Annotated in this window: 9 protein-coding genes and 1 tRNA gene; all 10 read left to right on the top strand. The window is 68.2% G+C overall.

Annotated features, from left to right (window positions below; translation table 11 throughout):
• Positions 1-353 precede the first annotated feature (353 nt).
• The 10 genes from AB1L88_RS14260 to AB1L88_RS14215 all read left to right on the top strand — a co-directional run bounded on the left by AB1L88_RS14260 (position 354) and on the right by AB1L88_RS14215 (position 21173).
• Positions 354-427 (top strand) — tRNA-Met (locus tag AB1L88_RS14260).
• A 1019-nt stretch (positions 428-1446) separates the two neighbouring features.
• Positions 1447-2742, top strand: a complete 1296-nt coding sequence (locus AB1L88_RS14255; protein ID WP_367097340.1) for an efflux RND transporter periplasmic adaptor subunit — start codon at positions 1447-1449, stop codon at positions 2740-2742.
• An 81-nt stretch (positions 2743-2823) separates the two neighbouring features.
• On the top strand, positions 2824-6063 hold the full coding sequence (locus AB1L88_RS14250; RefSeq protein WP_367097339.1) for an efflux RND transporter permease subunit: 3240 nt from the start codon (positions 2824-2826) through the stop codon (positions 6061-6063).
• A gap of 435 nt (positions 6064-6498) precedes the next feature.
• Positions 6499-6864, top strand: a complete 366-nt coding sequence (locus AB1L88_RS14245) for a DoxX family protein (protein ID WP_367097338.1) — start codon at positions 6499-6501, stop codon at positions 6862-6864.
• Between the two features lie 44 nt (positions 6865-6908).
• Complete coding sequence (locus AB1L88_RS14240; protein ID WP_367097337.1) at positions 6909-7325, top strand: alkyl hydroperoxide reductase; 417 nt, start codon at positions 6909-6911, stop codon at positions 7323-7325.
• Between the two features lie 175 nt (positions 7326-7500).
• Entirely contained in the window at positions 7501-8475 is a 975-nt protein-coding gene (locus tag AB1L88_RS14235; RefSeq protein ID WP_367097336.1) for an amidohydrolase, read from the top strand.
• Between the two features lie 982 nt (positions 8476-9457).
• Positions 9458-15325: a hypothetical protein gene (locus AB1L88_RS14230; protein WP_367097335.1), complete on the top strand. Its 5868-nt coding sequence runs from the start codon at positions 9458-9460 to the stop codon at positions 15323-15325.
• Between the two features lie 227 nt (positions 15326-15552).
• Positions 15553-18369 (top strand): PSD1 and planctomycete cytochrome C domain-containing protein, encoded by a 2817-nt coding sequence (locus AB1L88_RS14225; protein WP_367097334.1) that lies wholly within the window; start codon positions 15553-15555, stop codon positions 18367-18369.
• Between the two features lie 41 nt (positions 18370-18410).
• Positions 18411-19889: a DUF1501 domain-containing protein gene (locus AB1L88_RS14220; RefSeq protein ID WP_367097333.1), complete on the top strand. Its 1479-nt coding sequence runs from the start codon at positions 18411-18413 to the stop codon at positions 19887-19889.
• Between the two features lie 153 nt (positions 19890-20042).
• Positions 20043-21173 carry a serpin family protein gene (locus AB1L88_RS14215; protein ID WP_367097332.1) on the top strand — a complete coding sequence of 377 codons (1131 nt, stop codon included), beginning with the start codon at positions 20043-20045 and terminating at the stop codon, positions 21171-21173.
• Positions 21174-21262: the final 89 nt, after the last annotated feature.

The raw sequence follows: 21262 nt of genomic DNA, 5'->3' as shown, positions 1-21262 counted from the left end.
TCTGTTACTGATCCGTCGATTGGCTCGACGCCCACTCTTGTATCGTGGCCCTCGATGGCTCGCAAGGGGGTACTACAGATTTTTTGTACACGTTGTCGAGTCCGATCAACACCTGGGGTTTTTCCTGGTCATCCCGCGCCCGCTTGGGATCGTCGCGGTGAGATTTCTCGACGAGTCCGACAGGGAGTTCGCCGCCCTGGCCCGCCCCACCGCACCTCCCGGCCCTGTTGCCTTCCTCGGTGCTCGGTTGCCTTTCCAGAACTGGTCGGCGTGGGTGTTGAAAAACGGCTTCGCTTGCCGTATGATCCTCCAACTCAACAGTCGATCGCTCTCCTGTGTTTTCGACCGGTGTTGGCGGCGTAGCTCAGTTGGTTAGAGCAGCGGAATCATAATCCGCGTGTCGGGGGTTCGAGTCCCTCCGCCGCTACTGAGGACAGCTTGCGATATCCCCCGCCCCGAGACGTCGAAAGGCTTCTCGGGGTTCTCTTTGCGCCGATCGGCAGCGGAGAAGAATGCATCGGCGTTCTCGCCGGTAACCGACAGTGTCCGACGTGTTCCGTCCCCTCCGGTGGGCAAATAGTGGGCAAAGCGTTCGCTGATGCGTCCGTCGGTCCCGGTCGCGGCCTGCCCCTCGGGGCTCGGAAGATCGGGGCGGAGGGAAGGCGGCGCGGCGGCGGCCCCTTCCAGATCGACGGCCCGGGACCTCGTGTAGCGTCCGGTCAGTTCCAGCGTCGAATGCCTCATCAGACGTTGGACGACCCGGGGGGAGACTCCGGCGTGACCGGCCTGGGTGGCCAACTGGCACCGGAGGGCGTTGGAATTCGTCGCCCCGGCCTGCGTCGTCACGGAACGCGATCCCGGCGGCAGCCAGATCGAACAGATCGAATTTTGAGCATGTCGGCTCCGCGATCCGGGCGAGTGAAGGTTGGGGTATCGACCGCGATCGTCGCGCGATAAGGCCCGGGGTCGTCGGCCGGTCCCCGGGGGAGCGGCAAGGTCGCGAACTGGCCCAGGCGAGGTCGGGCGATACCCGGCGGTCTGGGCGGCATTCAGCTTACTTCTCCCGGCGTGAGTGTCGTCCGGAGACGGTCACAGTAGAGGGCGGTCGGGGCAAGCAGGCTGCCTGCTCCTGGGAGGGCCAGTCTTGGCTGGCGGACTGGTCCAATCCCAGGGGCGTGCTTCGCCTGGTCATCGGCCCTCCGAGGCGGTCCCCCGGCCGTTGGGGTGTTGACGGCCGCCCCCGGGCGGGCAATCTTAGAACTGAACGCTGCCCTATCTCCCGCCTCGCGACGCACTTATTGGTATCGGATCGGATCGACCGCCTCCCCGGCGGGCGACGGCCGCGTTCGACATCGGCGTCCCCCGGGACGTCCGCCTCGCCTGCCCTACCGCCCCGCCTCATCCCCGCCGAGGCCCGCGCCGCCCCCCCTCGAGGACACCAAGACCATGCCCGGCTACCCGACTCCCCGAGGTCCTTCCTGCCCCCCCAAGCTCCTGCTCCTCGGGCTGCTGCTCGGCCTGGCGGCCGGCTCGGCCGGTTGCTCAGAGTCCGAGGGGGTCGCGGCCACCGCGACGCCCACCCCCTCGCCGATCCGGGCGACCGTGGTCGAGGTCTCCGAGCAGCAGTGGCCCAGAGAAGTGGCCACGCAGGGGAACCTCGTGGCCGACGAGACGACCGTCGTCGGCACGAAGGTCGCCGGCCGGATCGACCAGGTCCACGTCGACCTCGGCGACTTCGTCGAGGCCGGCACCGTGCTCGCCTCGCTCGACCGCCGGGAGCTCCAGGAGCAGGTCCGGCAGGCCGAGGCCGAGCTGATCCAGGCGAGGGCCGCCATCGGCCTCGACCCCGAGGACCCGCTCGACGAGATCGAGCCCGAAGCCTGCCCGATCGTCCTCGAGCAGAAAGCCCTCTGGGACCAGGCCCGGTCCGACCGGGAGCGCTCCTCCGCCCTCCGCAATCGCCAGGTCGCCACCGACACCGAGTACGAGACCGCCGTGACCGCCGAGCAGGTGGCCCGGGCCCGGCACGCCTCGGCCATCAATTCGGTCCGGGAGCTGATCGCCACCGCCAAGGTCCGCACCGCCCAGCTCGAGCTGGCCCGGCAGGCCCTGGAGGACGCCGAGATCCGCGCCCCCTTCGACGCCCGGATCCAGGACCGACACGTCTCCCCCGGCATGTACGTCCAGGTCGGCGCCCCCGTCGCCACCCTGATCCGGGACGACCCGCTCCGCTACCGGGGGACGGTCCCCGAGCTGTTCGCCTCCAGGCTGGCGATCGGCCAGCTCGTCCGGCTCCGGGTGGAGACCGGCCCCGAGCTCCCCGAGGTGACGATCAGCCGGATCAGCCCCTCGATCGACCCCTTCAGCCGCTCCGTCCTCTTCGAGGCGAGGGTCCCCAACCCCGACCACGCCATCCAGGCCGGCCAGTTCTCCCAGGGGGAGGTGGTCCTCGACCAGTCCCGCCGGATTATCGCCCTGCCGAAATCGGCCGTCGTCGAGTTCGCCGGCACCCGGAAGGTCTGGAAGGTGGTCGACGGCAGCGCCGTCGAGCAGCCGGTCGAGCTGGGGGGCCATCGAGACGACCTCATCGAGATCCTCGACGGCCTCGAGCCCGGCGAGCGGGTCCTCCTGGACGGCTCGAGCGGCCGACCCGCCCCGGTCCAGATCGGGCAGGCCCCCGCCCCCCACCCTGAGGTCGCCGCCGTCGCCGCCGAGGGCGCCGACCGGCCCGGCACGCCCTGATCGCCCCGGATCGGCTCGGTCGCGTCCCCACCCCCCGATTCCCGGGCCTTCGGCCCCCGGCCCCTCGCGGAATGAGGTCCCATGTACTGGCTCTCCGAGCTCTGCGTCAAGCGGCCCGTCTTCGCGTTGATGCTCATCACGGCCTTCGTCGTGGCCGGCATCGCCGCCTTCCCCCAGCTGGGGGTCGACCGCTTCCCGAACATGGACCTGCCGACGGTCTACGTGCGGACGACCTACCCGGGCGCCGCCTCGACCGAGGTCGAATCGGAGGTCTCCCAGGTCATCGAGGACGCCGTCGCCACCGTCGCCGGCATCGACGAGCTCCGGTCGATCTCCCGGGACGGCCAGTCGTTTGTGATCGTCACCTTCGACCTCAACCGGGACTCCGACGCCGGCGCCCAGGACATCCGGGACGCCGTGGCCGGCGTGCTCAACCTACTCCCCCCCGGGATCGACCCGCCCGTCGTCCAGAAGCGCGACCTCGACTCCTCGCCGATCCTCTCCCTGGCCGTCTCCGGCCCCCGATCGGCGAAGGAGCTGTACCTGCTGGCCGACCGCTCGGTGAAGAACGTCATCGAGTCGGCGCCGGGGGTCGGCGAGGTGACGATCACCGGCGCCGAGGAGCGGGCCATCCGGGTCGAGATCGAGGCCCCCCGGCTCGCCTCGCACCAGCTCTCGATCCTCCAGGTCCGGGACGCGATCGCGAGGCAGAACGCCGAGGTCCCCGGCGGCCTGGTGGACGAGGGCCCCCGCGAGCGGGCGCTGCGGACCCTCGGCCGCGTCGGCACCTCCGAGGAGTTCCCCGGGCTCGTCGTCTCGACCGTCAATGGCCGGCCGATCCGCCTCCAGGATCTGGGGACCGTGACCGACGGCACCAAGGAGGTGCGCACGGCCGCCCGGCTCAACGGCGTCCCCGCGGTGATCATCCAGGTCCAGCGGCAGTCCGGGGAGAACACCGTCCGGGTGGTCGAGGGGGTCAAGGGCCGGCTGGACCGGGCCCGGGCGATGCTCCCCCCGGACGTGACGCTCGAGCTGATCCAGGACCAGTCGCGCTACATCGTCGCCGCCCTGCACGAGATCGAGTCCCACCTGGTCGTGGGCAGCATCCTCGCCTGCCTGACGGTGCTGGCGTTCATGAGGTCCTGGCGGTCGACCATCATCGCCTCGGTGGCGATCCCGGCCTCCATCGTGGCCACGTTCGCCTTCATGAAGATGTTCGGGTTCACCCTGAACAACATGACCATGCTGGCGCTCGTGCTGATGGTCGGCGTGGTGATCGACGACGCCATCGTGGTGCTGGAGAACGTCTTCCACTGCATCGAGGAGCGTGGGATGGACCCCTATGAGGCGGCCATCCGGGGGACCCGGGAGATCGGCCCGGCGGTGCTGGCGACGACCCTCTCGCTGATCATCGTCTTCCTGCCCGTCTCGTTCCTCTCCAGCGTGACCGGGCGGATGCTCTACGAGTTCGGCATCACGGCGTCGGTGGCCATCCTCGTCTCGATGCTCGTCAGCTTCAGCCTGACCCCCATGATGTGCAGCAAGCTGCTGAAGCCCGGCATGCCGGACCCCGAGCACCCCGGCTCGCGTCGCGGGTTCTACGGGGTCATCGAGCGGACCTACCTCGGGCTGCTCGGGCTGGCGATGCGGTTCCGCTGGCTGGTCCTGGTCGTCTCGGTCCTGGTGATCGCGTCGAACATCACGCTGTACCGGTACGTCAAGCGGGACTACATCCCCACGAACGTGGACGAGTCGGAGTTCGAGATCCGGGTCGAGACCGGCGAGGGGGCCAGCCTGGTCTCCACCGACGAGGCGATGCGGGTGGCCGAGGACTTCCTGCTCGCCGAGCCGGGCGTGACGACCGTGCTCACCACCATAGGCGGGTGGGGATCGGTCAACCGGGGCGAGATGTTCGTGAGGCTCCAGGACATCGAGTCGAGGACCTTCTCCCTCGGGCGACTCTTCCGGGGGCTGCTCAAAGGGGACCCGGGGGAGGCATTCCGGGGGAACTTCAGCCAGCAGGAGAAGATGGTCGCCGTCCGAGAGCGCCTGAAGGTCGTCCCCGGGGTGCGCGTCTCGGTGCGGAACCTGACCTCGTTGCGCCAGGGGGCTCCGGTCGACATCGACTTCTCGATCACAGGCCCCGACCTGCTCCAGTTGGCCGCCTTCGCCGACGACCTGAAGGCGCGAGCCGAAGAGATCCCGGGCATCGTCGACCTGACGACCACCCTCCAGCTCGACAAGCCGGAGCTGCTGGTCGACATCAAGCGGGAGCGGGCCGCCGTGCTCGGCGTCGACGTGAGGGAGATCGCCGACACGCTCCGCGTGGCCGTCGGCGGCGACGACCGCGTCTCCCGGTACCGCGACGAGACGGTCGACGACGCCTACGACGTCGAGCTGAGGCTCGTCGGCGTCGACCGGGGCGACGTCCAGTCCATCTCGCAGCTCTTCGTGAGGGCCAACCCCAGCATCGACCGACGGGGGGTCGCCTCGGCCGCCCGGGAGGCCCCCACCGAGCCGGTCCTGACCCGGATCGACAACGTCGTCTCCTTCCGGGTCGGCAACGCCGCCGCCCGGATCGACCGCCTCGACCGGCAGCGCATGGTCGCCGTCCGGGCCAACGTCGCCCCCGGCTACTCGCTCGGCGGCCGGATCGAGGCCCTCCAGGCCGCCGCCGTCGAGATGGGCATCCCCCCCGAGATGGAGACCCGAGTCCTCGGCGGCGGCCGGGAACTGGAACGCACCTTCGACGACTTCCGATGGACCTTCGTCCTCTCGTTCGTCTTCATGTATATCGTGCTCGCCGCGCAGTACGAGCACCTGATCCATCCCTTCACCATCCTCCTCTCGCTGCCCCTGGCCATCCCCTTCGGCCTGCTCAGCCTGGCCTGGGGCGGGGAGACGCTGAACGTCTACTCTGCGCTGGGGATCCTCGTCCTCTTCGGCGTGGTGAAGAAGGCGGCAATCCTGCAAGTCGATCACATGAACGTGCTCCGGGCCCAGGGCCTCGACCGGTACGATGCGATCATCCGGGCCAACCGGGACCGCCTGCGGCCGATCCTGATGACCACCGTCGCCTTCGTCGCCGGCCTGCTGCCGCTGCTCATCGCCACGGGGCCGGGGGCCGAGGAGCGGCGGTCGATCGCCGTGCTGACCGTCGGCGGCCAGATGATGTCGCTGCTGCTCACGCTGCTGGCCGTCCCGGTCATCTATTCCTACCTGGACGACCTCAGCGGGCTGTTCCGCCGTCGACCGGCCCCGACCCGGTCCGAGGAGACGAGCCTCGAGGAGAATCGGTCGGAACCGGTCCTGTCTTCCTGAACCGTCCGCCGACCTCCGTCGCCTTCGAGGCCGGCCACGGTTTGGTCGAGTCCTCTTCGACCTGTTGATCCTCCACCCGATGGCGGGAGGAGGACTCGTCGTTCCAGGAGTCATCCACCGGCCTGCCAGGATCCGGGGATGCCTTCCGACCCGGCGTGAACGATCGACGCCGGGGCTTCCACCTCGGCCGTGGCGATCGCGGCTCGATCATCGTGGCGGGATGCTCGATCGGGAGCGTCGTGGTCGTCATCCGGGCGTCCCCGCTCCAGCCATCGGCGGAGGGTCGTCCTGCTTGATCTCGGCGGCTCGGCAGGCGGGGCGCATGCGCATGAGGTCTGTCTCGGGGTTTTGGATGCGCCGAGGGGTGATCGTGAGGGGGTAGCCGGGAGGTCCATAACGATGGGGAGGGAGGTTCGTCGGCGGTGGAGGTCGGGGATGGTCACGCGGCTTCGATGGATGATGAGCGGTCTCCTGGCGATCGCCGGCATGGTGCACCTGGTCGCTCCCGGGGTGTTCAAGCCGGCCATGCCGCCGTATCTCCCCGGGCATCTCACGATCATCGTGGTGACGGGAGGCCTGGAACTGGCGGCGGCGATCGGGTTGTGGGTGCCGCGGTTGCGATCGCTGACGGCGTGGTGCCTGGTGGCCTATTTCATCGCGATCGTGCCGGCCCACGTGCATGTGGCCTGGAACGAGATCGAGATGTTCGGGATTCGAGATCCGCGTGTGCTCTGGGGCCGGCTGGCCTTTCAGGCGGTCTTCGTGGCCGCGGCCTATCGACTGACCCGGGAGGAGGGGTGATGAGCAGTCCTGGAGACCGTGTCACGCGATCCGGAGCCGGATGGATGACGGGATGGCTTCGAGCGGCGGCACTGTACAACCTCCTGTTCGGAGCCTGGGCGGTCCTTTTCCCGGGCGCCTTGTTCACCTGGGCCGGGATGGAGGCGCCGAACTATCCGGAGTTGTGGCAGTGCATCGGAATGATCGTGGGGGTGTACGGCATCGGGTACGCGGTCGCGGCGGGTGATCCGTATCGGCACTGGCCCATCGTCCTGGTCGGGTTCCTGGGGAAGGTCTTCGGGCCGATCGGCTTCGCTCAGGCGTTGTGGCAGGGGTCGCTCCCATTGAAATTCGGCGTCATCTTGCTCTCCAACGACCTGGTGTGGTGGATCCCCTTCGCGATGATCTTGCGAGGGGCGTATCGAGAACGCTTGCGAGGTCGTCGGGGACCGGCCCCTTCGGATCGGGTGGACCTCCCCTGAGGGGGGGGACTAGGGACGATCTGCGCGGGGGTGACCGTCCTGCCGAGGGAGGTTTACGTTCTCGGAAGTCTGTCAGCCCGGTGGTAGGATGGGCGGCGCGGGTCGGCGAACGCTGGCGAGGTGTGGCCTCTCCTCCCGGCCCGACACTGGGGACGATCGCGGGGGGCGGCGGACGATGACGAACCGACGGCGATTCCTGGGAGGGGCGGCGTTCCTGGCCACTTGCGGCGTGCGGATGGGAGGAGCGGTCGAGGCATCGGACGAGGAGCGGACGGTGGATTCACCGAGTGATGGCGGCCTGCCGATCGTCGATACGCATGTGCATCTCTGGGACCTCGATCGCCTGCGGCTGCCCTGGCTGGCGGGGGGAGGACCCCTCGCCCGGAATTTTCTCCCCGACGATTACCGGGAGGCCGCCGAAGGACTGGACGTCGTCAAAGGGGTTTACATGGAAGTCGACGTCGACCCGGCCCAGCATCCGGACGAGGCCGCGTCCGTGGTCGAGCTTTGCCGTCGGGGGGGCGAACCGCTGGTCGGCGCCGTCATCGGCGGTCGGCCCGCGTCCGATGCGTTTGGCGCATATCTCGACCGATTCCGGGAGAGTCCGGAGGTCAAAGGGGTCCGTCGGGTCCTTCACGGCGGAGAGACCCCACCGGGGACGTGCCTGCAGCCGGAGTTCGTCCGAGGGATCCGGCTGCTCGGGGATCGGGGCCTGAGCTTCGATCTCTGCATGCGACCCGGGGAGCTGAGCGACGGGGCGAAGCTCGTCGACGCCTGTCCGGAGACGTCGTTCATCCTCGATCACTGCGGCAATCCGGACGTGCAGGCCGCCGACCTTTCCGCCTGGAGGGACGACCTGTCGCGATTGGCCGATCGGGAGAATCTGGTCTGCAAGGTCTCGGGGATTGTTGCCTCGGCCAAGCCCGAAGCCTGGACCCCCGACGACCTGGCCCCCATCATCAACCACGTGCTCGACCGCTTCGGTCCCGACCGCGTCGTCTTCGGCGGGGACTGGCCGGTGTGTACCCGGGCCGCCAGCCTTCGCCAGTGGATCGGTGCGCTGAATGTGGTGGTCGCCGATCGTAGCCTCGCCGATCGCAAGAAGTTGTTCCATGACAACGCGATCCGCGTCTATCGCCTGATGGGTTGAGGGGAAGGAGCCCGGCTTGCCTCGCGGGCCGATGGCTTCGCGATCTCGCTCGGTCAGCGATTTGCGCCCCTCGGTCGCCCCGGCATCGTGTGTTCCGTATGTGAGAGGAGTGGGCTGCTCGAAGGGTGACGCGAAGCCCCCCGATTCGGGGGGGCGACCTGTGTCGCCTCAAGAGCGTCGGAGATGCCCTCCGGGACGCTCGGCCGCAACAGGCAGGGCGGAAATCGTCCCCGAGATGGGCAGCCCCGATTGAGCTGCCCGGCCGTGGCACGGTTTCCGTTCCGATTCTCAGGAAAAAAAGGAGGAGGATCGGTCCGCGGGGGATCGTCTCTCCTTGGGCCTTTGCGCGAGCGTGAGGGGGCGTCGCCATCGAGCGGCGTTTCGAGAGGACGGGATCGCGCGCATCAGTCGGCGGCCTCGTCCCGACCAAGGGTCGAATTGCGAGAGCGGGAGACGAGCAATGTCCGGACTCATAGGCTTCCTGGTGGTCGTAACGGTCATTGCTCTGGTCGGCCACGGGATCTGGGTGGCGGTTCGGGCAACGATCCGGGCGATCCGACGGGCCATCGGTCGGGACGACCTCCAGCCGATCCTGGCCCCGCTCTGCCCCCGATGCGGAGAAGGCTGGGAAGCTCGATCGAATGGACAGGGTTGTCTCGTCTGCCACTGGCCGGAACCTCCGAGACCAGGGGATTCGAGGCAGACCCGGGCCCTCGTCGGACGACTCCTGACCCGGATCCGTCGCTACCGGGAGGTGGGCCTGCTCTCGTCGGACGACGGGGATCGTATCGCTCAGGGGCTCATCGCAGAGTGGGAACGGCTTGCTCGGCCTTCGGCAGGGCTCGCGCACGGCTCGTCAACGCCGACGAGGCCCCGACCGGTCGCTCCCCCGCCTCCGGAGCGAGTCGGGCCTGCTCCCGTGCCAACCCCGATCTCGCCGCCCGGACACGATGTGACGCCGGTCGCAGGAACCCCTCAGGAGGTGATGACGCCCCGGCCCGATGTGGCGGCACGGGTTCGGGCCTACCGGGAGTCGAAGCGGGCGGAGCCGTCGGCCGATCCCGCTCGGACCCCCGAGCAGCCGGCAACGAAGGGGCGCAAGTCGAGCCTCGGCGGCCTGCTCGCGGCGTTCATGGAAGAGCGGAACATTCGATGGGGAGAGCTGGTCGGGGGTCTCTTGATCGTGGGGTGTTCGCTGGCCCTGGTCATCGGCTACTGGGACCGGATCGCCGAGCGGCCGATCCTGCGATTCGCGCTGGCGAATGGGGTCGTCGCGGCCTTCTTCGGTGTCGGTCGTCATGCCGATCGCCGCTGGAATCTGACGACGACCGCAGGGGGCTTGCTCGGGATCGCAACGCTGCTCGTCCCGCTCAGTGTGTTGACGGTCGTGCTGGCCCGGGGGACGGAGGGAATCGGTATCCCCCTCCTTGTCGGAGAATTGATCGCGCTGACGGGGTTCGCGGTACTGATCGGCAAGGGGTCTCAGGCGATCCGTGCGTCGGCCCCGTGGGCGACGGCAATGGGGGTGGTGGTGCCCTCCGCGGCGATTCTGGCGGCCGGCTGGTGGGGGCGGTCGGGCATGGACGGGGGCCTGCTGCTGGCGATCGGTTCCGTTCCCTTGCTGGCCCATGTGGGAGCGACTCTCCGCTCGATGTCGGTCGAGCGACGCACTGCTGAGTTTGACGAGGCGGCGGCAGACCGGCTGTTTCGGACACTCGGCCTGACGGCCTTCGCCGCGGTCGTGGCGATCGGTGCGTTGCTGCAACGGACGGGGGCGTCGCTGGACGCGCTCCACCGGTTTGCCCTGCTCGCGCCCCTGGCGGGCCTGCCGAGCATGGCGGCGGGTTTGATGGGTTGGCGGAGGGCGTCATCGACGATGGTGGTCCATCGGATCGCGGGCGGGTCGATCGCCGCGGCCGGGACGCTGGTGATGCTCGGCGGCGTGGTGCTGGCCTGGCCCGAACCTGCCGGGATCGCGGTGGTGGCCGCGGTGAATGCCGGGGTGCTGGTGGCAATTGCCCTCGCGTTCGCGATGCCCGCCGCCCTGGCCCTGGGGGGGACGCTGCTTGCCCTGGCGGTGGTCGTCGTGACGCAGGTCATCCTGGGGACACTCCCCTGGATCGGGGGCGAATCCGCGGAGTTGGTGTCGGCCCTGGCCTCTCCCGGGAGCGGTATGACCCTGGTGGGGATGGCACTCGTGTTCGAGGCCATGGTTGCCGGTGTCGTCCGCTTCGGCCGAATCATGGAAGCCCGGGCGATGGCCCTGGTCGCGGTGCTTGCCGGTTTGCTCGGCCTGGGGCTGGTCTCATGGCATGGCCTGGGCGTGCCGGGCGATCCGGCCGGCGCGCTCTGGGCGTACGGTGCCCTGGCGATCGGAGCACTGGCCGGGGCAATCGTGGCCTCCTGGATGCCCTCACGCGGAGGGGTCGGTCGGGCCTCGGAGCCGGTCGCCCTGGCTTGGATCGGATCGGGCTTGATGCTCGTGGCCCTCGTCCAGGGGTTCGTCTTCCGGTACGGCGAGGCCTGGGAATTGGCGTTGCCGTGGTCATCGAGCTTGCTCGGACACGCGACGATCGCCGCGCTGTTGCCAACGATCACTGGCAACCGCTTGCGGAGAATCGGCGGCGCCGCATCGATTGAGCAGGCCCTGGTGCACTCCGCCTTCCTGACCTCGGTGGCCGGGGCCTTGCGGGTGCTCTGGCTCGTGCCGACGGCCGCGCCGATGGATCTGGCGGTCCATCTGCTCTGGCTTTCGGGAGTCTGGGCGGTCCTGGCTTGGCGGTTCCTGTCACCCGGCCTGTTCTGGGCATGTCAGGGGGCGATGGCCGGGTCGCTGGGCCTGGCCGTGGCGTCCTGGACGACGGGGCGTCCGTGGTTCATCGAGCAGCGTTCCCGGCTGATCGACGATCGCTGGATCTGGCTCGATCCCCGGGCCTTCCAGGCCGAAGGGGCCGCACTGGCGTTGTTTGCGCTGGCATGGGTCGGCGTGCGAATCGGGGGCCGGGCGGTGTCCGGGCATGGTTCGAAGCCGGATCGCCTGGAGGTCGTTCGACGGCTGATGGAGCCGTCCTGGCCGACGTTCGACCGACTCGCGCTCTGGGGTGCCGTTCTGATCCTGGTTGGCCTGGCGGTCTATGGCGTGGTGCCCGGGGTGGCTCAGGAACTGTCCCCGTCGGGATTCGCCGAGCGTGTGGCGTCCTACAAGGGGAGCGAGTCGATCGAGGGGAGGCTCGTCCCATCGGCGTCGGCCTTCGAAGTTCCGGGGATCGCTCATGATTCGGCGCTTGGCCCGGGATCATGGATCTTGCTCGGTTCGGTTCTGGCGACTCTCGTGGTCGGCCAGTGGGAGCGGTTCCGGAGGCTCTATCTTCTGGGGGCAATGCTCGTCGTCTCGATGGCGGTTCCCTTGATCGCGGGACGATGGGAATCAGACGTGGCCGTGGCCTCGGCCCTGCGATGGGGAGGATCGATCGCCTTGCTCGCCCTCTCGGTCCCGATCTGGGCCCGGGGGTGGCTGGGCACGGTGGCCGAGCGGGTCGGTTGGCGGATTGACCGGGGGCGGTCGGCCGGGCTCGGACCGATGGCCGTCGGCCTGGCGGTGGCGATTGCCGCCCTTCCCGTGATGGCGATGGTGTCATTCGTCTCCGGCGCGGCCCTCTGGGTGCATCCGGTGGATCCAGAGCTTGTGGATCTTTGGAGGCTGGGCGGCGGGGTCTTCGTCGTGCTGGCCGTGCTGGGGAGCGTGGCGTTGGCGGTGGCCCGAATGGGGGAACTCGGTGCGGAGTCGGGTCGATCGGGAGTGATGCGGGTTGCCGGCGGCCTGATGATCGCCCTGGGAGCGTTGGCGTTGGTGGCGGTGTCGTCTCTGGTGGCCGGCTCGGTGCTCGCGGGCAATCCGATCCTCGGCCCGTCGCCGGGGTCGTTCTTCGGGCGCCTTGGCCTGGCGTGGTCGTATGCCCCGCCGATCGTGCTGGTTGCTGTCACCCTGGTCGGTTATGCACTCCGAGAGCGGTCGTCTGGGTTCGCACTGGCCGGGGGACTCCTGCTGAACTTCGGCGCGACGGTCGGGATGCTCCTCTCGGGAACGGTCCCGACCGTTCCGGACGATCCGATGCTTTGGCTTCGTCTGGCGCAACTCAACGCGATCGTCGGCTCGGCGTATGCGATCGGCTGGATGGGGATGCGTGACGTTGCCCGGCGACGAGGGAAGACGCTGGATCGTCCCGATCCGGATGGGACCGCCCTGGCGGTGCAAGTGGCCTTGCCGGTGGTGCTTGTGGGATTGGTCCTGCTGGTCGGCGGATTCGGCCTGCTCGTTGATCCTTCGCCTGTGCCCGCTCGGGAGGCGATTGCCGATCCGATCGGCTGGCTCGCCGCCGCCTTGACCATCGGCGCGGTGCTCGGCGGGACGAGGGCCTCGGCTCGAACGATCTCGATCGGCGTGGTCGCCCCGTGGGTCCTGGCGATCGGAGCCTTGCTGGCCTTCGGAACGGCCCGGAACGACTCGGGCAACTGGCTGACCTTCCACGCGATGATGATCGTCCAGGGGCTGACGTCCGGTGGGCTGTTGCTCGTCGCCTGGAACCGACTCGGCGTGCGGGAGGCGCCGCCGAGCGGAGGTCGTGGTCAAGGTGGTCGAGGAGTCACGCGATGGGCCGCGATGAGCACGGGCCTCCTCGCCCTCTTCGCCCTGAGGGCGTATCAGAGTGATCCGCACGACCCGCTCTGGTGGACGATCGGCGGCCTGGGAGCCTCGGTCCTCCTCTCGGCGATGCTGGCGGGGTGGTCGGCGGGACGAGGATTCCTCTATGGTGCCGGGCTCCTGCTGAACCTGGCAACGACCCTCTGGTGGTTCGGCTCATCGAACGCCTGGCTCGGAGAGACGTTCGATGGATTCCTCGTCATCAATCTGATTGCCCTGGCATTACCGGTGCCGATCTGGCTTCTGATCGAACTGCGGGCGATCCGCCCGGCTCGATCGCTCGATCTACGGCCAGGAATCGTCCCCTTCCATCGGGCCGCCACCTGGGGAGCGTTGCTGGGGCTGGTCGTGATGGTGCTGGTTCATGTGCTCGGCGATGCGGCGGGAGGCTGGGACGGGCCGCCCCTGGGCCTGGCCTGGCCGGTGACGATCGCCGTGGTGGGGCTCGCCCTGGCGGCCGGATTCTGGGACGAGCGGTCCCGGTCTGAGGTGGCGGGGCTCTACCTGCTTGGGCTCTGCGCGGCCGGGTGGTTCATCGCCGGGTTCGATCTCAGCGGCACGATGCTCGCCTGGATCGGTTCGGTGGTGCTCTCCGCGTACACGGTGATCGCCGGGGCGCTCTGGAGCGCCCGGACGGGGTTCCGACGCGTCGCCGACCGGATGAAGATGCCGCGGTCGGCCGACCTGGAGGACCCGGATGCCGGCCTCGTCTGGCTCATCCCGGCGAACATGATCCTCTCGGCGGTGGTGGTCGGGTTGGCCCTGGGGGTGGTCGTTCGCAATCCGGATCTTGTCCCTCGCTTCTCCTCGGGCAAGGCGGCGCTGGCGACGGCATTGGCGGTCGGATTGCTGGCGAGGGGAGAACGGCGATCGATCGTCCGGGCCTCGGCCCTCGGGTTCGGATCGGTGGGGGCGGTGGCGTGGGGTTGGGCCTGGATCGACCCCGGTTCGGCCAATGTCATGCTCGATCGGGGCGTCGCCGTGATGGTCGCCCTGCTGGCGACGGCAGCCGGATACGGCGTCGGGCTGGTCAAGCTCGCCCCCCGGGCCATCCACTGGGCCCGTGCCGCCCGGCGAGTGGTGCCGACCCTTCTGGGCCTGGCAGCGGTGGCCCTGTGTGTCGTGATCGGTGGCGAACTGGTCGCGAAGATCGAGGGCTCGGCCGTGGCGATCTCCCCTCCGGCTCTCGTGGCCGTGGCGGTGACGCTGATGGGTGCCGCGGTCGCGAGTCTCGCGGCGGCGATCGTCCCGGGCCGCGACCCGCTGCGGCTTCCCGAGGCCCGGCGGACCGTTTACGTCTACGGAACCGAAGGGCTGCTCGCCCTGCTTGCCTTGCACCTGGGGTTGACGATGCCCTGGCTGTTCTCGGGGGTTTTCGCCCGCTACTGGCCGTTGATCGTGATTGGCCTGTCGTTCACCGGGGTGGGATTGGGCGAGCTGTTCCGACGCCAGGGGAGGCTCGTGCTGGCCGACCCCCTGGAGCGCACCGGTGCCGTCCTGCCGGTCTTGCCGTTGCTCGGAGCCTTCTGGCTGGAGCCGACGCCGGGCCAGGATACCCTCTTCTTCGTCCTGGCCGGTGGCGTGTATACGGCACTTGCCCTTCTGAGGTCCTCGATCGGCTTCGGGGCCGTGGCGGCCCTGGCGTTCAACGTGGGGCTCTGGACGGTCCTCGGCCGTCGCGAAGGGTTCGGGTTGATGGATCATCCGCAATTCTGGATCGTCCCGCCGGCGCTCTGCGTGCTGGTCGGGGCGTATCTGAGCCGCGATCGGCTCAGCGCGGCACAATCGGCCTCGGTGCGGCATGTGGCGGCGGGGGCGGTCTATCTGTCCTCGACGGCCGACCTGATCCTCAACGGCGTGGCCCAGGATCCGTGGCTTCCTTTGGTGCTCGGCGGTTTGTCGCTGCTTGGCATCTTCTCGGGAATCGCGCTTCGGGTCCGAGGGTTCCTGTTCCTGGGCCTCGGATTCCTGGGATTGTCGATCTTCGCCATGATCTGGTACGCCGCGGTCGACTTGCGGCAGACCTGGATCTGGGCCGCCAGCGGGATCGTGGCCGGCATCCTGATCCTCGCGGCCTTCGCGCTGTTCGAGAAGCGGAGGCGAGAGGTCATGGACGTCGTCGAACGCCTCAAAGGTTGGGAAGCGTGACAGAGTATTTCACCGCTCGGATCGGCGGGGCCGCTGGCAGGTGCCCCGCCGATCCGACGTCCTGCCGCGTTGCCCCCCGGCGCCTTGCACGGTTAAACTCGGGTTTGACACGGGGGAGGCTTTCCCCCGATCTCGCCCGAGGCCTGGGGTGAGTCGCCGCGATCGGCTCGCGATCGGGATCGGGACGCCGATCATCCCTCCGTGATTGCGATGGGGAGGACGCCGCCATGCTCGTTCGATGGTGCGTCGCGATTGCCTCGGTGGTCGTGGCATTGATTCCGGCCTCGGCCGATGCGGCGAGCCGCCCGGAGGAGCCTCGCGAAGCGCCTTCGCTCAGCTTCGAGCGCGATATTCGCCCGATCTTCCGAGAGCATTGCATCCACTGTCACGGCGAGGAAGACGACCCGAAGGCCGGGCTCGATCTCCGGTTCGTCCGCACGATGCTCGACGGCGGCCTGACCGGCGAGGCGATCGTCCCCGGCGACCGCGACGGGAGTTTCCTCTGGCATCGGGTCGAGGACGATGAGATGCCGCCGGGTGATGGGAAGCTCTCGGCCGATCAGAAAGCGACCCTCGCCGCCTGGATCGACGCCGGGGCCCGGACCCTCCGCCCGGAGCCGGACGAGATCCCGCCTCCCGGGACGGTGATTCTGTCCGAGGAAGATACGGACTTCTGGTCGTTTCGGCCGATCACGCGCCCCGAACTGCCCGAGGTCGAGCACGCCGATCGCGTCCGATCACCGATCGACGCGTTCTTGCTCGACCGGCTTGAAGCCGAGGGGCTGGGCTTCGCTCCCGAGGCCGATCGGGCCACCCTGATCCGGCGGCTGAGCCTCGACCTGACGGGCTTGCCGCCGACCCCGGAGGAGGTGGACGCGTTCCTCCGCGACGAGGCGCCCGACGCCTACGATCGCCTGGTCGATCGCCTGCTCGCCAGCCCGCACTATGGCGAGCGCTGGGCCCAGCACTGGCTGGACGTGATCCGTTGGGCCGAGACCTGGGGCTTCGAGACGAATTCCCCCCGCCCGAACGCCTGGCCGTACCGCGATTGGGTGATTGAGGCGTTCAATGCCGACATGCCCTACGACCGTTTCGTCTTCGAGCAACTGGCCGGCGATACGACCGGCATCGACGCCGCCACCGGGTTCCTCGTGGCCGGTCCCGCCAATCTGCCGGGCCAGATCGGCAAGGACGAGGAGTCGATGCGTCAGGCTCGCCAGGATGAGCTGGACGAATCGGTCCGGACCGTCGGCGAGGCGTTCCTCGGCCTGACGGTCGGCTGTGCCCGCTGCCACAATCACAAGTTCGACCCCATTACCCAGCGCGACTATTACGCCTTTCAGGCGGTGTTCGCCGGGCTCCGCTACGCCGATCGTCGCTTCCGAGGCCCCGAGAATGACCGATGGACGGCCCAGGCCGCCGAGGTCGGCGAGACGGTCGCCCGGCTCCGCGAGCAACTCGACGCGGAGCGGTCGTCGCTCGGCCTGCAACCGCCGATCACCCCCGAGTCGCATGAGGAACGCTTCGAGCCGATCGAGGCCACGGCCCTCCGAATCGCCATCGAGGCCACGCACAATGGCGGTCGGGCCTCGCTCGACGAACTGGAAGCCTGGTCGGTCGGGGCCGAACCGATCAACGTCGCCCTGGCGGATCGAGGCGGGAAGGCCTCGGCCTCCAGCTTCGCCCTCGAAAACCAGACCCGACACCCCGACAACCTGATCGACGGCAGGTCCGTCGCCGAGGGGTATTTCCCCTGGATCGCAGAGCGACCCGGGCCGGCCTGGGCTCGAATTGAGCTGCCCGACGCGGTGACCCTTGACCGCATTGTCTGGCGGCGCGGCTTCGACGGCTTCCCGGTTGCGTATGAGATCGAGATTCGCCGCCCCGACGGTTCCTGGGTGACCGTGGCCGACACACGCTCCCGGATGCTCCACGAAGAAGACCGCCGCGCCGCCGGTGACATCGCGATCGACGGCATTCCTCCGGAACAGGTCGAGCGCCTCGCCGCACTCGTGGCGAAGATTCGGGACGGCAAGGCCGAGCAGGGGCGGCTGGAGGCCGGCCCCCAGGTCTTCGCCGGGGGATTCGGCAGGCCGGAGCCGACCTATCTGCTCCGGCGAGGCGACCCGATGCAACGTCAGGAGGAAGTCGAGCCGAATACGCCCGTCGTGCTCGGCTCGCTCGGGCTTTCGACCGAGGCCGATGACGCAGGGCGTCGCGAAGCCCTCGCCCGTCACCTGACCAGCCCCGATCACCCGTTGACGGCCCGGGTCATGGTCAACCGGATCTGGCAGCACCACTTCGGGACCGGCCTGGTCTCCTCCCCCTCCGACTTTGGGCGGATGGGGGAACTTCCTTCGCACCCGGAATTGCTCGACTGGCTGGCCATTGAATTCATCCAGAGCGGTTGGTCCGTCAAACATCTGCATCGGCTCATGCTTGGATCGGGCGCCTTCCGCCAGGCGAGCACTCCTCGGGACGACGCGCTCGCGATCGACGCGGAGTCGCGGTTGCTCTGGCGCTTTCCTCCCCGTCGACTGGAAGGGGAGGCGATTCGGGATGCGATCCTGCTCGCGAGCGGTTCGTTGAATCGAGACATGAGTGGGCCTGGCTTCGACTTCTTCAATCAGCGGGGAGGCCTGTCCGACTACATCCCGGTCGATCACGATGATCCCTCAGGCTGGCGTCGGATGATTTACGCGATCAAGATCCGGATGCAGGCGGTCGATGTCTTCGGCTCGTTCGACTGCCCCGACGCCGGCCAGATGATCCCGAAGCGTACGCAGTCGATCACGCCGATTCAGGCATTGAGCCTCTGGAACAGCACGTTTGTCATGCGGCAAGCCGGCCTCTTCGCCGGCCGGGTTCGAGGCGAGGCGGGTTCGGACCTCTCCGCCCAGGTCGATCGCGCCGTCTGGCTGGCGCTGGGCCGGCCACCGACCGCGGTCGAGGCGGAGCAACTCCTTGCGCTCGGCCGGGAGCATGGCCTCGAACAAGTCTGCCGAGTCCTCTTGAACACGAACGCATTTCTGCTCATCGATTGATTCCAGGACGGATGAGCGTCTTGTCCCTTGGGAGCGTCGCCATGCCCGGACCCCGACCGTCGCCCAGCGGCCTCCGCCTGCTCGATCGCCGCGGCTTCCTCTCCAGGACGTTCGACGGCCTCGGTGGGATCGCCATGGCCGCGATGCTCGCCGAGGATCGGCTGCTTGCTGCCGGGGCGTCTTCCGACGGCCTGCAAATCGATCCGAAACGCCCCCACTCGCCTCGCCCCCCGCATTTCGAGCCGAAGGCGAAGAACGTGATCGTCGTCTTCGTGGCGGGGGCGCTCAGCCACGTCGATACCTTCGATTACAAGCCCGATCTGATTCGATACGACGGCAAACCGATGCCGGGGAATGAGCGGCTCGTCTCCTTCCAGGGAGAGAACGGCAACCTGACCGCGCCGCTCTGGAAGTTCCGGCCTCGGGGAGCGTCGGGCAAGATGACCTCCGACCTCCTGCCTCACCTGGGCGAACTGGCCGACGACCTCTGCTTCCTCCACGCCCTGACCACGAAGTCGAACACGCACGGGCCGGGCGAGAACGTCATGTCCACCGGCTTCACGACCGAGGGCTTCCCGTCGATGGGCTCGTGGCTCACCTATGCCCTGGGCAGCGAGAATCAGGAACTCCCCGCCTTCGTCGCCATCGAAGACCCGCGCGGGATGCCGCAGGCCGGTCCCAACAACTGGGCCAATGGATTCCTCCCGGCCGCGTTTCAGGGGACCCCGTTCAGCACCACCAAGCCGGTCAGCCATCTCGCCCGCCCCGCCGACCTGCCGGCCGAGACCGACCGCGCCGCGCGTGATGCCCTGCTCGCGCTGAACCGCGACCACGCCCGGGATTACCCCGGCGATGAGTCGCTCGCGGCCCGCATCGCCAGTTACGAGCTGGCCGCCCGCATGCAGCTCTCGGTCCCGGAAACCAGCGCGGTCGAGAGCGAGCCGGCCCACATCCTCCGGCTCTACGGTGCCGACGACCCCGAGCCGACCAAGGCTGCCTTCGCCCGCAATTGCATCCTGGCCCGTCGCCTGGTCGAGCGCGGTGTTCGCTTCATCCAGGTGTTCAATGGCGCATATGCGTCGGGGGGAAACCTCAACTGGGACGGGCACAGTCAGCTCAAGGAACAATACGATCGGCATGGGAGGATTCTGGACCAGCCGGTTGCCGGCCTGATCCGAGACCTGAAACAGCGAGGGTTGCTCGAATCGACGCTCGTGGTCTTCTGCACCGAGTTCGGGCGCATGCCGATGTTCCAGCTCGGCACCTACGGTCGCGACCACAACCCGTTCGGCTTCACCTGCTGGCTGGCCGGGGCCGGGGTGCGTGCGCCGTTCAGTTACGGCGAAACGGACCCCTTCGGCTTCAAGGCCGAGCGGAACGTGACGACCGTGCACGACTTCCACGCGACGATCCTCCATTTGCTCGGGCTCGATCACACGCGGTTGACCTACTACCACAACGGCATCGAGCGCCGCCTGACCGACGTGCATGGCAACGTCATCACGCCGATCCTCACCTGACATCCTCGGAGCCTGACGACGGACCTAAGGATCTCCCGCGTTCGGCCGTGATCAAGGGAAAGGAACGTTCCTTTCTCGATTCGCGTGGAGGTCGTCATGCTCGGGTGCGTTCTGCTCGCCATCGTCTGCGGTCCTGGACCGGAGGACGAATCCATGGACATGATCGTTCAGGGGAATACGCAATTCGCCTTCGACCTGTACAGGCTGCTTGCCCAGGAACCGGGGAACCTGTTTTTCTCTCCCTACAGCATTTCGTCTGCCCTGGCGATGACGCTCGGGGGTGCCGCGGGCGAGACGGCCAGCCAGATGGGCGATGTCTTGCATCTCCCGTTGCCTCCCGACGAGTTGCATCCCGCGTTTGGCAGGATCAACTCCCGGTTGCTCGAAACCGGAGACGACGCAGGGTATCAGCTCAATGTGGCCAACCGCCTTTGGGGGCAGCAGGGCTACGGTTTCGTCCCCGGCTATCTCGCACTGACCCGCGATGCATACGGCGCCGAGTTGCAAACCGTCGACTTCGCCCGGGCCACCGAGGAGGCGCGTGACCGGATCAACACCTGGGTCGAAGAACAGACGCGGGGCAAGATCCCGAACCTGATCCCTCCCGGGGTCCTGGATTCGTTGACTCGGCTGGTCCTCACCAACGCCATCCATTTCAAGGGAGACTGGGCCGCTCCCTTCCCGGAACAGGCGACCCAGGACGCTCCGTTTTTCCTCTCGGGTGAGGACGAAGTCATCGTCCCGTTGATGAACCGTCGGGGTTCGTATCGCTATGCCGAGGGAGTTGATTTGAAAATCCTCGAGCTCCCTTACGGGACGGGGGATCTGGCCATGGTCGTCCTCTTGCCCGACGCGAAGGATGGCCTCGGTGCCCTGGAGGCCCAGCTCAACGCCGAGCAGCTTGGGCGATGGTTCGCCGGGCTTCGACGCCAGGACGTCGCCGTGGCGTTGCCTCGCTTCTCGCTCAGCTCGCAATTCACGCTGAATCAGGCGCTGAGCACGCTGGGAATGACCTTGCCGTTCCAGCAGGGCCAGGCGGATCTCTCGGGCATGGATGGCAGCCGTGAACTGTACATCACCGCCGCCATTCACAAGGCATTTGTCGATGTCAACGAGGAAGGAACCGAGGCCGCGGCCGCCACCGGGATCGTCGTTGGGGTCCGGTCGGCCCTTCCGAGCGAGGCCAAGGTCTTCCGCGCCGATCATCCCTTCCTGTTCCTGATCCGGGACACACGAACCGGAAGCATCCTGTTCCTCGGTCGACTGACCCAGCCCGAACCCTGAGACGTCTTCATGACCGCCGTGGACCTCGCCCGACGCCTTCGCTAGGATGAAGGTTGATCGTGTGTTGAACACTCCGGCCCGCGGGTGGA

The sequence above is a fragment of the Tautonia sp. JC769 genome, assembly GCF_040717455.1.
Taxonomy (GTDB): Bacteria; Planctomycetota; Planctomycetia; order Isosphaerales; family Isosphaeraceae; genus Tautonia.
Note: the sequence above shows the minus strand (reverse complement) of the source record. Positions and strands in the feature narration are given on the sequence as shown.